The 15,035-nt window shown below is 69.7% G+C and carries 11 protein-coding genes; 2 read left to right on the top strand and 9 right to left on the bottom strand.

Translation table 11 applies throughout. From position 1 onward, the window contains the following. Positions 1-5: 5 nt before the first annotated feature. Entirely contained in the window at positions 6-1,931 is a 1,926-nt protein-coding gene (locus ACX114_RS20150) for a hypothetical protein (RefSeq protein ID WP_459286865.1), read from the top strand. Then, the gene (locus tag ACX114_RS20155) at positions 1,928-4,051 is read left to right on the top strand and encodes a hypothetical protein (RefSeq protein ID WP_459286866.1); all 2,124 of its coding nucleotides are present in this window, start codon (positions 1,928-1,930) and stop codon (positions 4,049-4,051) included. Before ACX114_RS20150 ends, ACX114_RS20155 begins: the two co-directional genes overlap by 4 nt. A gap of 10 nt (positions 4,052-4,061) precedes the next feature. Here ACX114_RS20155 and ACX114_RS20160 read toward each other — a convergent pair whose 3' ends face one another. From ACX114_RS20160 to tssK, 9 genes are read right to left on the bottom strand one after another with little or no spacing between them, the layout of a single operon-like run. Then, positions 4,062-4,574: a hypothetical protein gene (locus tag ACX114_RS20160; protein WP_459286867.1), complete on the bottom strand. Its 513-nt coding sequence runs from the start codon at positions 4,572-4,574 to the stop codon at positions 4,062-4,064. Further along, positions 4,571-8,398, bottom strand: coding sequence for a type VI secretion IcmF C-terminal domain-containing protein (locus ACX114_RS20165; RefSeq protein ID WP_459286868.1), 3,828 nt, complete (start codon positions 8,396-8,398; stop codon positions 4,571-4,573). Before ACX114_RS20165 ends, ACX114_RS20160 begins: the two co-directional genes overlap by 4 nt. Before the next feature lies 1 nt (position 8,399). Next, positions 8,400-8,717, bottom strand: coding sequence for a hypothetical protein (locus tag ACX114_RS20170; RefSeq protein WP_459286869.1), 318 nt, complete (start codon positions 8,715-8,717; stop codon positions 8,400-8,402). Continuing rightward, complete coding sequence (locus ACX114_RS20175) at positions 8,714-9,355, bottom strand: DotU family type IV/VI secretion system protein (RefSeq protein ID WP_459286870.1); 642 nt, start codon at positions 9,353-9,355, stop codon at positions 8,714-8,716. The genes ACX114_RS20170 and ACX114_RS20175 overlap by 4 nt, the downstream gene beginning before the upstream one ends. A gap of 12 nt (positions 9,356-9,367) precedes the next feature. Beyond that, the gene (locus ACX114_RS20180) at positions 9,368-11,014 is read right to left on the bottom strand and encodes a type VI secretion system baseplate subunit TssF (protein ID WP_206794620.1); all 1,647 of its coding nucleotides are present in this window, start codon (positions 11,012-11,014) and stop codon (positions 9,368-9,370) included. Between the two features lie 52 nt (positions 11,015-11,066). Further along, the gene (locus ACX114_RS20185; protein ID WP_459286871.1) at positions 11,067-11,669 is read right to left on the bottom strand and encodes a hypothetical protein; all 603 of its coding nucleotides are present in this window, start codon (positions 11,667-11,669) and stop codon (positions 11,067-11,069) included. 13 nt (positions 11,670-11,682) lie between these two features. After that, positions 11,683-13,356: a hypothetical protein gene (locus ACX114_RS20190; protein ID WP_459286872.1), complete on the bottom strand. Its 1,674-nt coding sequence runs from the start codon at positions 13,354-13,356 to the stop codon at positions 11,683-11,685. Beyond that, complete coding sequence (locus ACX114_RS20195) at positions 13,356-13,745, bottom strand: GPW/gp25 family protein (protein ID WP_459286873.1); 390 nt, start codon at positions 13,743-13,745, stop codon at positions 13,356-13,358. Before ACX114_RS20195 ends, ACX114_RS20190 begins: the two co-directional genes overlap by 1 nt. Before the next feature lie 5 nt (positions 13,746-13,750). Beyond that, positions 13,751-15,001, bottom strand: coding sequence for a type VI secretion system baseplate subunit TssK (gene tssK / locus ACX114_RS20200; RefSeq protein WP_014396955.1), 1,251 nt, complete (start codon positions 14,999-15,001; stop codon positions 13,751-13,753). Positions 15,002-15,035 lie beyond the last annotated feature (34 nt).

Here is a 15,035-nt window from a genome sequence, read left to right on the forward strand (position 1 = left end):
ACGGCATGGCGCTCCCCTTCTCCGAAAAGCTGAAGCTGGAGCTGACCGTCACCGCGGGCGAGCAGGCCTTCGCCATCCCGGGCGGCCAGGTGCGGGACTTCTCGCTGCGGATGACGCCCACCGGCTTCCGCTGCGAGCTGACGTTCTGGACCGCGTTGGAGAAGAAGGACGCGGCGCTGTTCACCGCGTTCAGCAAGCCGGACCTGGTGCGGGTGCGGCTGGCGCTGTCCGGCGTCTTCGACCCGCCGTCCACGCCGCTGGTGGTGCAGGGCATCGTCACGGAGAAGCGCGTCAGCGGCACCGCGCACGGCGACAAGGACAGCGTGGCGGTGGCCTTCCGCCAGTACACCGTCACCTTCGAGGACCCCGCGCGCGTCCTCTGGAAGCAGCACCGCCCGGTGGAGCTGCACACGGCGAAGAAGCTGTCGGAGCTGCTGGACGCGCACAAGCCCGGCGGCCTGCTGCTCACCTACGACTGGGACGCGCTGGAGGAGAAGCACGCGATGGTGTGCCTGGGCATCGGCGACGACCACGCGGCCGCGAGCTTCTACGACTTCGTCCTCTGGTTCGTGGACACGCGCGGCGGCGTGCTCACCTACGACAGCCCCAAGGACACTTACACCTTCTCCGCGAAGAAGCCGGCCACGGGCACCGTCACCGGGCTCAGCCGCAAGCACGTGTCGCGCGTGGACGTGGAGATGCCGCCCGTCATCCGCCACGGCACGCGGGTGCTCAACGGCTTCGGGGCCGGGGCGACCACGGTGGCGCTGGAGCAGCCCCAGGCGGTGGCGGGCATCCAGCACGACATGCTGGTGCGCACGCCCATCGCGGCGGAGGCGGAGCAGCGCCAGTCGCTGGAGAAGGGACGCCTGCGCGTGCGCAAGCGGCGGCTGCGGCTGACGTTCCTGGACATGCCGCCCATCGCGCTGCACCCGGGGGCGTTGCTCAAGCTGGACGGAGGCCGCTGGAGCCCGGACCTCACGGACCTGGGAGAGGACCATCGCGTCGCGGAGCTGGCCTTCGACGGCGTGGGGCTCCAGGCCGGTCCGCACGACGGCCAGCAGGAGACGATGCAGGGCTACACGGTCTCCCTGTCCGTGCTGCTGGAGCAGAAGTCGGATCCGGTGCCGGAGCTGCCCGCGTACCGGCCGCCCCGCTACCCCATCTACGTCGAGGGCAAGATGCACAGCCCCGGCGGCGAGGCCACGGACCGCATCTACCTCCAGGTGGATGATCAGAAGACGTCCGTGACGAACTACCGGGTGGCGATTCCGCTGTGGAACAAGACGGTGAGCGTGCCGGCGGAGCCCGGTGAGTTCCCGGGGACGTTCTACTTCCCGCCGTACAAGAACGAGCGGGTGCTGGTGGCGCTGCACTTCGACCACGCGGCGCTGCACCGCTTCCTGGACTGGGGCGAAGGCGTGCGCATGCCCCAGGACAGCCAGGGCGATCAGCTCCTCTTCGGCAAGAACGGCACGAACCAGACCGCGCTCACGCACGACTTCCAGGACAACAAGCCGGTGTGGAACCTGGGGCGGGTGAACTCCAACGACACGGAGGTCATCCGCCTGTCGGAAGGGCACCTCCTCATCCAGACGAAGGAGAACCCCGGCGCCGCCGCCGCCACGCCCACGTACGACGTGACGCCGCAGGTGGAGACGGCGAAGGGCGACCTCACCGCGGGCGTGGAAGGCGCGGTGAGCGACGCGACGGCGGCGTACAAGGAGTCCTCTGCGGCGGTGAACTCCAAGTTGAACGCGGCGACGGAGGAGACGGGCGCGGCCCTCGCCGCCGCGGAGGCCCAGGTGAAGGGCAAGGCCGCCGAATCCCGCGCCCAACTCACCGGCGCGCTCAACGGCGTGGATGGCCAGACGGGCGCGCTCTCCGGCGCCGCCGCTGAAGCCAAGGCCGCGCTCGCGGGGCTGAAATGAACGACCTGCGCGCCACCGTGGCGAAGCACAAGGCAACCGTGGAGGGCTTCGGCTCCGGCATCACGCCGCGCCTCGCCACCGCGAAGGGCGAGGTGGAGACCCTGGCCCAGGGCGTCGTGGAGCAGGTCGCCGCGCTGCGCCCCTCCATCAGCGCGTCGCTGGGGGCGCTGCTCGCCCAGGTGAACGCGGCGAACGTGACGCTGTCGGACCCCTCCCCCCGCTTCGACGCGCTGGCCTCGGAGGTGGAGGGCCACCAGCAGGCGCTGACCGCTTCCAGCACCACGGCGCGCACGAAGGCGGAGTCGCTGGGCCAGGAGGCGACGGCGAAGAGCCAGGGGCTGGAGGCCCAGGCGAAGTCGTCCGCCGAGTCGTCGCAGGGACAGCTCACCGCGCTCCAGCAGCAGGTGGCCCAGAAGTGCGACGCGGACAAGAAGTCCTTCGACGCGAAGCTCGCGAAGCGCAAGGGCTCCAAGGAGGAGACGGAGGCCCGCCGCGCGCAGGGCCATGCGCTGATTGAGCAGACCCGCTCGCAGCTCACGCAGGACCTCACGGGCGTGGGGTCCACCCTCGCGGCGGCGCTGGCGGCGGTGCTGGTGCGGCTGACCACCTCGCGCGACGCGGCGACAGGCCGGAGCACCCAGCTCACCTCCACGCTGGACGGCGCGGTGAAGAACCCCGTGAGCGCGCTGAAGACGCTGCACCAGGAGATTTTGAGCGCGGGCACCACGGCGAAGGACACCCACCAGCAGCAGCAGTCCGCCCTGGAGGGCCAGCGCAAGACGCTGGTGGATCAACTGATGGCCGCGGCGTCCGCGTCGGCAGCCATCGTGGATCCGCTGGACACCCAGGTGGCCCCTTCACTGACGGCGGGCAAGTCGCAGGCGGACGGGGCGCTGGACACGCTGGGCAAGACGATTGCCGGTCAGGTGGCCAGCGTCACCGCGCAGCTCACGGCGGTGGAGAAGCTCATCGACCAGGTGCAGAAGCAGGTGGAGACCGCCATCACCACGGTGAGCGGCACCATCGACGGCGTGGTGCAGGGCGCGCTCACGGCGGTGGAGGCCGTCAAGGCGCCGCTGAAGGCCACGCTGGAGGCGGCCTTCACCACGCTGGACACCCTGGTCGCGACCGTCAGCGCCCTCAAGCAGCAGGTGATGGCGCTGTTCGAATCGCTTCCCCAGATGCTGGAGCAGCTCCAGACCCTCTTCCAGCAGATCGTCGGCTCGCTGGAGTCGCTGCTGGAGCGCGCCATGGGCCTCCTGGACGCCATCCCGGCCGCGGACCTGCCCAAGCCGCTGGTGAGCCCCGCGGTGCAGGGCATCAGCCAGGTGGTGGGGCAGATCACCACGCAGCTGGGCACCCTCTCCTCCCAGGTGGGCACGCAGCTCCAGGCGGTGCAGAAGACCATCGTCTCGCAGGTGGAGACGGTGCAGACCCAGGCGCAGACGCAGATCGACACAGCCACCACGCAGGCCGTGACGCAGATGGGTACGCTCACCCAGTCCGTCCTCCAGGGCATCGAGCAGGCCACCGCGCAGGTGGGCCAGATTGTCGCCGCGGCCGTCACGCAGATCGGCACCGTGAAGGACCAGGGCGTGCAGCAGATTGAGACCCTGAAGCAGCAGGTCGCCGCCCGGGTGACGCCGCTGGACACGCAGGTGCCCCAGCGCCTGGAGGCCCTGGACGCGCAGGTGGGCTCCGGCATCGACGCCGCGGTGCAGGCCATGCAGACCGCGCGAGACACGGCGGAGGGCCAGGTGACGTCCGCCAAGGGGCGATTGGATTCGCACCTGGGCACGACGAATGCGTCCGTCGCGACCGGGCTGACGTCGCTGGAGACGGCCCGCGCCAGCGCGGAGACGTCGCTGACCTCCCAGGCGGATCAGGTGCTCGCGGCCTTCAAGCAGCGCGCGGAGGGCCTGAAGTCGGGCGCCCAGACGCAGGTGGACTCCGTCTCCACCCAGGCCACGGGACAGAAGCCGCAGCTCCTCTCCCCGCTCGACGCGATTGGCGCCCAGCTCCAGGGGGGCGCCTTCGCGAAGCCCGTGACGGCGGCGAACGGCCGGGTGACGTCCGCGCTCAACGCGCTGGGGCCGAAGCTGGACGCGCTCGCGTCCTGAGCCGCCGCTCCTACCTGGGCGAGGCCAGGGACATCTTGGGCTCGGGCACCTTGGGGGCTTCCGGGGCCTTCGGAGCCTCGGGCGCGGCCGGCGTGGACTCCTGGGCCGGTACGCCCTTGGGCAGGTCCGTGCGGATGCGGCTCTCCTGCAGCTCGATGTCCACCGTCTTGGGCACCGGCACGTCCAGCAGCGCCTGCCATGCGCCGTTGGGCGTGGTGAAGAGGAAGCTCACCGCCACCGCCTGCTCCGGCGGCAGGGGGATCTTCACCTGCTTCGTGCCGCTCGGGTAGATGACCACCGTCTGGAGCACGGACTCGTCCGGGCTGATGACCTTGGCCGCGACGTCCGCGTAGCCCTCCGTCATCGACGTCTTCGAAACCGTGCGGATCAGCATGTACAGCGGCCGGCCCTGGTTGGTGCCCGCCGGAGCCTTGACGTTCACCGTCAGGCTGGGCGCCGCGCAGCTGCCAGCCACCACCGCTGTCACCAGCCCCGCCGCCAGCCTCACACCCCTGCCCTTCATGGCACCACCCCACGGAATGGCGCCCAAGGCTCGCCGCGCAACCCGAAGCTGATCTCCAGGACCTTCTCGTTCGCCGCCAGCCCGCGGCCCGGCAGCACCCACACCACGTTGGACTGATCAGTCAGCGTCGCGGACTCCAGCAGGCGGAAGCAGTTCCACGACGACTCCGACATCTCCATGGAGCGGTAGCGCTTCCCATCCCGCTGCGGCGAGCGCAGCTCCACGCCAATGGACGACGGCTGCGGGCTCCACCAGCTCAGGGGGAACTCACCCCACGCCGGCCGCTGGTTGAAGCCGAACGACGCCGCCCCGCCGCACTTCAGGTACGACAGCGTCACGAAGCTGTCCGGCGTGGGCGCCGTCGGCAGCGGCAGCGGACGCACCTGCATGGCGATGGGACGGGGCTTGCCCTCGTCGTCCCACAACAGCTTCGACAGGCGGCCCAGCTGGCCCAGCGCGGAGAGCATGCGCGGCGGCAGGAGCAGCCGGGACTTCAGCGGATAGCGCAGCGTCCAGTCCGTCCCGCGCTCCTCCACGATGGGCGCCAGCACCTGCGTGACGAAGCCCCAGAAGGCCCCGTCCTTGCGGCGCAGCACCTCCAGCTCCACCGGATCCACTTCCTGCGACGCGCTGGGGTTGAACGGATAGCGCTTCACCAGCGGATCCAGCGTGCGGCGGGCCTGGTAGGTCCACTGCTCCGCGATGACGCGCTCCAGCTCCGCGCGGCCCCGGTTGCGCACGATGATGAACGGCTGGCGGAACGGCTGCCGGAACTCGCCCACCAGGCCGTGCTGATCCAGCCACGCGTCCACCCGGCGCAGGTACGAGTCCTCCTCCTCCAGCAGCATGCTCAGCGCCACGCGCCCCACCGGCGACAGCATCTCCGCCAGCTGCGAGCCCGCCGAGGACGCCGTCGCGCCAGCGGCCCCAGGCGCCGCCGGGTTGGCGGGAGCAGCGGGCTTCGCGGCCGCGGGCTTCGCGCCGGACAGCTCCTGCTGCAGCTGCGACACCAGCGTGGTGTAGGCCGCCAGCTCCACGATCACGCCGCTCTTGTCCGGCGTCATCAACTGCACCACCGGCTTGAAGGGCGCCACCGCGTCGCGCATGGGCGCGTAGTACTCGCTCTCCAGCGGGACCACGCCGGCGCGGACCGCCACGTCGCGCAGCATCGCCTCCAGCGGCGAGGACGGCTGCAGCAGCACGGACAGGTCGCTGGCCAGCGAGCCTCGCGGCGTGGTGCGGAAGCGGTAGCCCCGGTACGTCGCGTAGAGGTCCTGCCCGTAGCGCTTCGCGAAGGTCTGCACCTTGCCTTGCACGAAGGTAGCCCGCTCCACGGCCTCCTCGCGCGACAGGCTGGATTTGGCCAGGCGCTCCGTGAACTCGTCCACCAGCGGGCTCAGCTGCGCCTCGAAGGCGGCCTTGCCCAGCACCTTGCCCACCACCGGGGCCGTCCCGCTGGTGAACTCCGTGTCGTCGTCCCCGACTCCTTCGGTGGCGACCTCCGACGTCGTCTCCCCCGTGCGCGGGTTGAGCGCGTTGCTGTCGAACGGCGTGCGGCCCGTCTCCTTCAGCGAGCGCAGCACCTTGTCCAGGAGCTGCCGCGACACGTCCATCGGACGGAACTCGAAGTCGCGACGGAGGACCTCCACTTGGTAGCGCGCGTCACCCTCGCTGGGGGCGAAGAGGCCGTCCGCGCGGGTGAGCAGCTCCGCGGGCGTCATGCGGGCGGCGGCGCGCAGGGCGGCGTCCGTTTCGTCCTCCATGCGCAGGATGGCCTCCAGCGTCTGGCGGTTCTGGCGCAGCCAGTCCAGCGAGTCCAACAGGCTGCCCACGCCCTTGAGCTGGCTGGCGTCCGGCTCCGCGTCCGACGCGTTGATGAGGTCCATCACCTTGCGGGCGGAGCTGTACGGCGCGCTCTCCGCCAGCGTGGCGCGCAGGCGCTCACGCTCGTCCGCCAGCGCGCGCCAGCGGTTCAGGTCCAGCTCCTTCGCGGACAGCGTGTCCTGCAACTGCGTGAAGTGGTCGCGCCACGGACCCAGCAGGCCGTCCAGGGTCAGCCAGACAAAGGGCCAGCGCGTCCAGGGGACGTTCTCGTCGAAGGGCTTGTCGCTGGCGATGACGTAGTTGGCGACCATCGGCTCCGCCAGGCCCATTGCCTCCAGCCAGTTGTGCTCCTGGTCGGTGCTGGCCAGGTTCAACCCGAAGGCCTCCGCCATCCACCCCACCTGCTTCTTGTGCGTCCCTTGCACGCTGTGCAGGACGAACTGGCCCAGGTCCTCGTTGCGCGAGGCGTAGAGCACGCCCAGCGTGTAGAGCACCTGCTCCGGACGGCACAGCGTCTCCATGTGGCAGCCGTCATCCACCGCGGGCGCCGGGACGAGCGGCGTGGCGCGCGTGCCCCGGTTGGCGAAGGCGGGCGCGGCCTGGCAGCCGGGAATCTGGCTCGAGCACCGCCGGCACTGGTCCTGGCACTTCTCCAGCATCGGCTTCAGGTAGGACAGCCGGATGCTGCGCGTGAGCCGCGCTCTCAGCTCTTCCCACTCGTCGGTGAAGCTGTGCTCCAGGGGCGGCCAGTAGCGCGTGGCGCTCCAGAGGTCCTCCATCGCCTTCATCGCGTCGTTCGTCTGGCCCTCCACCACGGAGCCCGACACGCTCTGGTTGCGCTCCTCCAGCCGCTGCACCGTGACCTGGAACGCGTCCAGCTTGTCCTGCGCGCGCAACAGCAGCCGGTAGAAGTGCGCGTACGCCAGCAGCACCGGCAGGCACCCCACCGCGAGGATGGCCGCGCACCGGCGCAGGTGCGTCCAGCGGTAGTCCCGGACGAGCAGCTCCGCGGGTTGATCCGCCTGCACCGCCAGCGCGCCCGTGGGCTGGGCGTCCGCCCCGCCCGAGGACAGGTACACGCGCTTGAGGTTCAGCGGGTACGCCAGCGAGCCGCCCTCCAGCAGCGTGGACACGAAGCGCCCCAGCGCCGCGAAGGCCTCACCGCCGCGTGAGTAGAACGACGCCAGCCGCTCGAACGCCTCCGGCGACAGCGAGGTGAGCCCCAGCGCCAGGTATTTCTCCATGGGCTGGAGCGCTTCGCCCAGCTCCCCTTCCCTGCCGGGCGGCGGCACCGCCAGCTCCAGCGGCACGCCGTTCTTGCGCAGCAGCTGCGCGAAGTCCGCGTAGCCGTCCAGCGTGTCCATGTGCGTGAGGACCAGCCGCGTCTCCACGGGCGCCTGGCACACCTCCGACAGGAGATTGACCTTGCCGCGCAGCAGCTGGGTGACGCGCTTCACCTCGTCCGGAGACGTCTCCAGCAGCCAGTTGACCTTCAGGACGATGACGGCCCGGCCCACGTGCCGGCGCCCGAAGGTGGCCTTCCACAGCCGGCGCAGCGCGCGCCGCGCGTGGAGCGAGTCGTCCTCCAGCACGGGCGCGGCCAGCTCCTGCACCACGACCTCCGGCCCCAGGAACACCTTGAGGAGCGGGTCGTCCGTGTAGCTGGGCATGAACTGGCGCTGCTGCCGCTCCCAGTCCACCTCCGCTCCAATGAGGTCCGACTTGCCGCTGCCCGCCGGCCCCAGCACCACCAGCGTGGGGAAGTCCCGCACGGACGCGCGGAAGCGCCACGGCAGCTTCGCCAGGAACTGCTTGCGGATGGACAGGAGCTGCCCGGACGCGAGCGGCTTCTGCTCGCTGCCGAGCGCCGGGCCGCGCTGCTGCCGCTTGCGCCACCAGAGCGTCACGCCCACGCCAATGGCCGCGAGCACCACCACGATGCCCAACACGAGCACCCAGTGGGCCTTCAAGGCCGCCAGCATGGACTGGAGCGCGCCCACGTCAGCCGCCGCTCCTTCCGCCCGGCTTCACGGCCAGCTGGAGCGCCTCCAGCACGTCCTCCGCCTCCTCCAGCGCGGAGGTCAGCTTCGCGCGCAGCTTCTCCTGCTCCTGCGGCGACGGCAGCATCCCGTCCCCGGGCGGATCCAGCGCCACCAGCCCCTCACGCACGGAGTCCAGCAGCGGCTGCACGCCCTCCTTCAGCGCCCCCAACTCCGCGCCCACCTGCTGCTCCAGCGCGTCCAGCAGCGCGAGCATCTTCGGGGGAGCCTTGGAGGCCGGCGCGGGAGGCCGGTTGTCCTGTCCCAGGAACGGCCTCAATTGGAGACCCACCACAGGAAGACGGGCAGCCCCAGCACGATGGCCACCGTCACGGCGTAGTAGTGCACCGGGAAGTCATAGACGGTGGGCACCGCCGCGGGCACCACCGGCGCGGGCGGCGCCATGGCGGCAGGCTGCGGGATGCGCTGCGAGATGCGGTCCTTGAGTTCGCGGATGCGCTCCGGCTGCCCCACGAGGCGGCCCGTGAAGCCCGCGGCCAGGCAGAAGCGGATCATCTCGAAGACGATGGAGGGCGTATCGTTGCGACGCAACTTCTCTTCCACGAACTCGTAGAAGAGGTCTCCACCTGCATCAACCTGAAACAGGTTCTGCTGCAGGAGCGGCCAGAGATGTTGCTCCGCGTCCGACAGCCGCCGGAGCACCCACTCATCCAGGAAGAAGACGAAGGGGCGGATCAGATCCTCCACCTCGTCCGGGCGCATGTCCGCGCCGAACGCCGCGCGCAGGCGCTCCAGCTCCACCATCAGCGCCTGCTCCAGGTGGCCCAGCGCCTCCTGCCCCACCCTGCCCTGAGGCCGGCGCGCACCTGGGGCCGGCTCGGCGGGCAGAGCCCGGTCGAGGAGCTGGCGCACGCGACGCTGCGTGGCCAGGAGTGCGTTCCAATGCTCCAGTTTCATACGGATGTTTGTCTATGTTGGAAGCTGTAGCGGCCCCAGACCCGCCACCGAGGCCTTGAGATCAACAGTCGCCTCGTTGTTCCAAGCATCAAGCAGGTCCCTGAGCTGCTCAAGAAAGCAGATGACGACAGGCTCGAAGCTCTGGTCGAAGGGCTCCATCACCGCTTCATACGCGTGGCGGATCCCCGACCCCTTGAGCGCGCTGTCGGGCACTACACTGAACTTCAACTCCTTGAGCCAGGGAAGGACGCGGCGGAACGGGCTCTCCGCCGGGGTCCCCAGGTGACCCAGCAGGGCGACCACCTCGTCGCGGCCCAGCGTGGGCTTGGCCTTCCACGCGAGGAATTGGGTCAACGCCTCGACATCATCCCGTAGCACGCTGTCGCGGTGGGGCTGGAGGCTGCCCACTGTCTGCCATTTCAGGCCTTCGATGTGACGGCCCGGAATGGACACCTCCACCCTGCCCGCCGCCTGCGCGGAGAACTGCGGCTGGTGCCACAGCGCCTCCAACACAATCTTTCGCGGCGCGGTGAAGGCCTCCGGCATGCGCACGATGAGGCTCTGCCGGGACGCGAGCTTCTCGTCGAAGGTCTCGTCCACTTCGTAGCTGGGGCCCTTGCCGGGCAGGAACGCGGGCCTGAGCGGGGCCAGGCCCGCCTTGGTCATCTCGAAGACGCCCGTCACCGAGTGCAGGGTGAACTCGCGCCCCGCGCTCATGCTGATGATGGGGTGCTCCGCGCGCGTGCCGTCCGCCACCACCACCTGCGCGGGCTCCGCCTTGAGGTTCACCACCGGCACGGTGAAGAGCTGGAAGAAGTCCGGGTGCAGCGAGCGGCCGACGTTCCAGTCCTTGTCCAGGTCCAGGCAGAGGCAGAAGCGCATCCAGGAGCTGCCGCGCGGCGGCGGCACCTTCACGTGCACGAAGAGCTGCTGCTCCGGGAACTGGAAGAACGCGCGCAGGCGCTGGAACGGGTGCGCGTAGAGGCCGCTGTCGTCCGGCGCGGGCGGGTCGCGGTTGAAGGACACCTCGCAGGGGCTGCCCACGGAGTGCTCATCCGCCTCTTCGTCGTAGACGACGCTCACCTGCTTTACGTGCTTGCGCAGCGCGTGGAACACCGCCAGCGACGAGCGGTAGTCGTCCAGGTGCCGCACGTGCAGGCTGAGCACGTCGATGGCGTCCTTGCGCGCGAAGCGGGACTCGAAGCGCAGGATGAGCCGGTGGCCGCTTCGCACCTGCGGCACCACGTCCGTGCCCTTGAGGAAGATGGGCAGCACGCGCAGGTCGCGCTGGAGCCGGAAGGAGCCCGACACGCCTTCCGCGGGCGTCAGGCGCAGCTCCGTGCCCCGGGTGAGGAGCACCGGCTCCACCATCTTCTCCGTGGGCACGGCCTGCGCCATGGCGGCGGCGGGCACGGGCTCCAGGAGGAAGTCGAAGAAGCCGGCGAACAGCCGGCGCCAGGTGGAGCGCAGGTTGTGCAGCGTGGCGTGCCGCGTCTGCACGGAGAAGAACGCCATCGCCTCGATGAGGCGGCGCACGTCCGGGTCCTCGCGATCCAACGGGGCCGCCGGGTGCCGCTCCTGGAAGCGCTGACGGAAGCGCTCCAGCCCGTCCAGCTCCGACAGGAAGTCCAGGTAGATCTTCTCTGAGAAGTCCTTCACCGCCCGCTCTCCCGCCGTACGTCTGTCGTTGCCATGTGTGATTCAGCCGTCTTCAGCCCAGCTTCACCAGGCCGCCGCCCACGCTGGTCAGGGGGCTCTTCAGGTTCGCCATGCCGGTGCTCTCCAGGTCGAGCTTGCCGGTGCCGGACACCTTGGTCATCGCGGCGGACATCTCCGCCTGCGACTTGCCGGCGAGCTTCAGCGTCAGGCCGTCCACCTTGGCCTCGCCGCCGGAGGTGACCATCTCCGCGCCCATGTTGCCCTTCATGGCCAGCTTGGACGTGGCCTCGATGTTCACGTTCGCGCTGGAGGACAGCTTCGCGTCACTGGTGGCCGTCTGAGTGAGCTTCGCGCTCGTCTTGAGCGTCATGTCCTTGGTGCTCTCCACCGTGAGCGTGTCCTGGCTGGTCCACTTGGAGACGCCCTTGGACTTCATGGTGATGGTGTCGGTGTCGAAGGTGAGGTCCTTCACCGTCACGACGATGCTGTCCTGCTTCTGGACGATGGTGCTCGTCTCCTGCTGGCCCTTCACCGTGATGGTGACGCTGGTGCCGTCCATCTTGATGGTCTGGGTGATCTGATCATCCGCGTTGTCGACCTGGACGGTGATGCCTCCCTGCTTGTCCAGCTCGATCTTGCAAACCAGCGTGCCCATCGTCCCTCCCGCCTCAGGCGGACTCTTCCTTCACCAGGATGAGCAGGTTGCCTTCCTTGAGCTCGATCTTCTCCGTGTCGCTCTCGTTCGTGCGCTGGAGGCGCCACAGCGGCTTGTTGTCCTCGTAGAAGTGCCTCATGGACGTGCCGCTCGTCGTGGTCTTGCCGACGAGCAGGTGCACGCCCTGCCCGTCCGAGGGCAGCCGCGCGCCCGCCCGCCAGTCCAGGTGGCGCTTGAGCCACGCGCGCAGGAAGTCCAGCGCCACCAGCACCCGGGCGCCCTTGTAGGTCGGGAAGTAGAAGTGCCCCGGCTGGAGGTTCGCGTTGAAGGGCACCTGGACGATCTGATTGGCGAACAGGGGCAGCTTCACCTTGTAGCTGTCCAGCGACGTGGCCTCGTCCGTGTACGCCTGCCAGGTCTCGTCCTTCTTCTCGCCCACCTCGCTGACGACCAGCCCCTCCACGAAGCGCGGGTACACCGGCGTCACGAAGGGCGGCAGGTCCACGTGCGCTTCCGCCTTCTTCTCCAGCCGCGTGGTGAACGAGATGAGGAAGCGGCTCTCCGGCTTCGGCCGCCGCACGGGCTCCTCGCCTTCCCCGCCCGCCGGGATCTCCCCCTCCTCCACGGGCAGCGGCTCCGCGCGCAGGCTCATCCGGCGCACCCGGAAGTCCTGCGTGGCCGGCACGCCCGCCGCCGTCCACCCGGCGGTGTCCGGCAGCTTCACCAGCGCGCCCGGAGCGAAGGCCACCGCCGGGAAGCGGTTCCAGTCCAGCTCCACCTCCAGGCCCCGCACCTTGAGGCGCGCCGTCTCCAGCGTCACGCGGGCCTGCACGTCGTCCGCGATGTCCGTGCGCAACAGCACGTCCTGGCGGATGCCGGTGACGGCCTGGGCGTTGGTGATGGCCTGGTTCTTGGGGCTCTCCGCGGCGGCGTTCAGGATGGCCACGTCGTGGCGGGCCACCTCCGGGAACACCACCGACACGCGGTCCACGTCCGCCGCGCGCAGCGTGAGCGGGGTCCCGGTGGCGTCCTTCGCCGCGCGCAGCTGGTAGCCCTGGGCCGTGTAGTCGTAGGCCAGCACGCCGTTGCGCGTGTGCACGAACCAGACGACGAAGTCGTAGAAGCTGGCGCCGGACTCCGGGGACAGGCCCAGGAAGATGAGCGGCAGCGTCTTGTCCAGCTGCGCGGCCCAGTCGTTGGCCAGGGCAATCTTGTCGCCCTTGTGCGCGTCCAGCACGTCCTGGAGCGTCTTCTGCGTGTAGAGCACGCAGGGGTGATGCTGCGTCCACAACAGCCGCGCGGGGTCCACGAAGCGCACGGTGTAGTGCCGGTAGGTGATGCCCGCGCCCTTGGCCTGGGCGACGGACTCCTCCGTGAGGGCCTTCTCCTGCACCAGCCCCTTCACCTTCAGCGACGTAAAGGTGGGCTTCGTCGCCGTGTCGGAGTGCACGGCCTTCAGCTCCAGCGCCACCTCCGCCAGGTCCGGCTTGAGGAAGTCCGCCAGCAGCTTGTCCTGCTTCTGTCCGCCGTGCCCCGTCTCGTCGAGCACGCGGAACTCCACCCTCCCCTCGTGCCCCCAGCCGTGCAGATCCAGCTCGAAGGCGAGCACGTCCGCGGAAGGGATGGCGTGCGCCGTCCCGCCAATGGTGAGCGTCAGGCCCAGGTCCAGGCGGTCGGCGAAGGCCATCAGGTGTCCTCCGCCTGCACGCGCACCCGGCCGGTGGTGGAGTGGAACATCAGCGACAGGTGGCAGGGCTGCCCGTCGAAGGTGCCCTTGCAGTCGAAGTACAGCCACAGCGCGCTGTCGCGCCCGCGCAGCTTCACCTCCGGGCCCACCAGCCGGGGCTCGTGCTGGGTGACCTCCTGCTGGATTTCGGCGGTGAGCGCCTCCACCAGCTCGCGCGTGCCCAGCTTCTCCGTGTACCCGCCCAGCCCGAAGTCGTGCATGAAGAAGCCGTAGCCCTTCTTCGTGTTGAGCACGGCTTCGATGTTGCGCATCACGTGCTCCAGGCTGTCGCGCGTGCTGGTGCGCTCCCTGCGGGTCGCGAACTTGTCCAGGAACGGTGCGCGCGCCATGGCGTCTAGCTCCTCCGCCAGAACAGCGAGGTCTGGGCGCCCCGGAGCGCGGGCGTCACGTAGAAGGCCAGGCCATCCTCGCGCAGCGCGTGCTGCCACTCCTCGCCGTTGCTCAGCAGATACCAGTCAATCTCCGGCCCCAGCGCGTGCGGGAACGACGGATACGGCACGTGCTTGAAGGGCACGCCCTTCAGGGCCTGGCGGCGCACCAGCGGCAGCCGCGAGGGGCTCGCCAGCTTCACGCCGTCCAGCGGCGTGCGCTCTCCGGGCTGGGTGCGCTGCACCAGGAGGTACGCCTCGCTGGCGGAGCGGATCTCCGGCGGCAGCGGCGTCATCTGGAACTGCCCCTCCTTCGCCTGGAAGGCCTTGTGCGTGGAGCGCGTGGCCTCCGGCTGGAAGCTGCGCGTGAGCAGGCGGATCCACCCGCCCAGGGCCTCGTTCAGCCCCTCGTGCTGGTACACCGGCATCTGCTCGTCCGGGAGCATCTCCAGGTAGCAGCACGCCTCGAAGTACAGCCGACGAAGCGCGTCGAACAGGTGGTACGGGTGCACATACACCTGACGGAACATGTCCCGGCGCAGCGCGATGAGCCGCTGCACTTCAAAGAGCGCCCGGCGCGCGTTGGTGAGCCGGTCCGTGCGCAGGTACGTGTCCGAGATGTTGGTGAGCAGCTGCTGGCGCACCTGATCCAGCAGGTCATCCAGCGTGGAGAGCAGCTTCTCCAGGAAGGGGTTGGGCCCGACGAGCAGCAGCGGCGGCACCCAGTCCGGGGACGTGTGCCACGCGCCGTCCTCGTCCTGCGACACGGCGGCCAGCCCCAGCGAGCCGATGGTCCCGTCCAGCACCGGCTCCGTGGACAACTGAAGCTTGTGCAGCACGCGCTGGAGCACCGGCGGATCATCCGCGTACAGGCGGATGCCCTCCGCGCTGACGGTCTCCTTGAGCACGTGCAGGTAGACGATGAACTCCGTCTTGCCCACGGCTTCCAGCGACAGGGGCGAGATGACGGAGTTGCCCGGGACGTCCAGCAGGTCCCCGGACTTGGTGACGACGGTGAGCGCGGAGATGGACAGGCTGCCGCTCTGCAGGAGCGACTCGTTCCAGGCCAGGTTCGCGACGCCGTAGGAAGGCAGACCGGACAGCGTGGAGTGGAGGCGGATCTCCGCGTCCAGCGCGTCCTCCTGCGCGACGAAATGCTCCGGAAGAAGCGTCTGGCCTACGTGCCAGCGGACCCGTGCGAGCTTGTACCGCTGCATACGCCTTTCTTTCCTTCCACCCGCCTTGAAGCCA

It is taken from the genome of Corallococcus sp. M7 (genome assembly GCF_054512695.1).

Coding starts and splice junctions, on each gene's coding strand:
- ACX114_RS20185 (WP_459286871.1), bottom strand. CDS start 11,669: ATGGGCACGCTGGTTTGCAAGATCGAGCTGGACAAGCAGGGAGGCATC.
- ACX114_RS20175 (WP_459286870.1), bottom strand. CDS start 9,355: ATGAAACTGGAGCATTGGAACGCACTCCTGGCCACGCAGCGTCGCGTG.
- ACX114_RS20190 (WP_459286872.1), bottom strand. CDS start 13,356: ATGGCCTTCGCCGACCGCCTGGACCTGGGCCTGACGCTCACCATTGGC.
- ACX114_RS20160 (WP_459286867.1), bottom strand. CDS start 4,574: ATGAAGGGCAGGGGTGTGAGGCTGGCGGCGGGGCTGGTGACAGCGGTG.
- ACX114_RS20150 (WP_459286865.1), top strand. CDS start 6: ATGGCGCTCCCCTTCTCCGAAAAGCTGAAGCTGGAGCTGACCGTCACC.
- ACX114_RS20195 (WP_459286873.1), bottom strand. CDS start 13,745: ATGGCGCGCGCACCGTTCCTGGACAAGTTCGCGACCCGCAGGGAGCGC.
- ACX114_RS20155 (WP_459286866.1), top strand. CDS start 1,928: ATGAACGACCTGCGCGCCACCGTGGCGAAGCACAAGGCAACCGTGGAG.
- tssK (WP_014396955.1), bottom strand. CDS start 15,001: ATGCAGCGGTACAAGCTCGCACGGGTCCGCTGGCACGTAGGCCAGACG.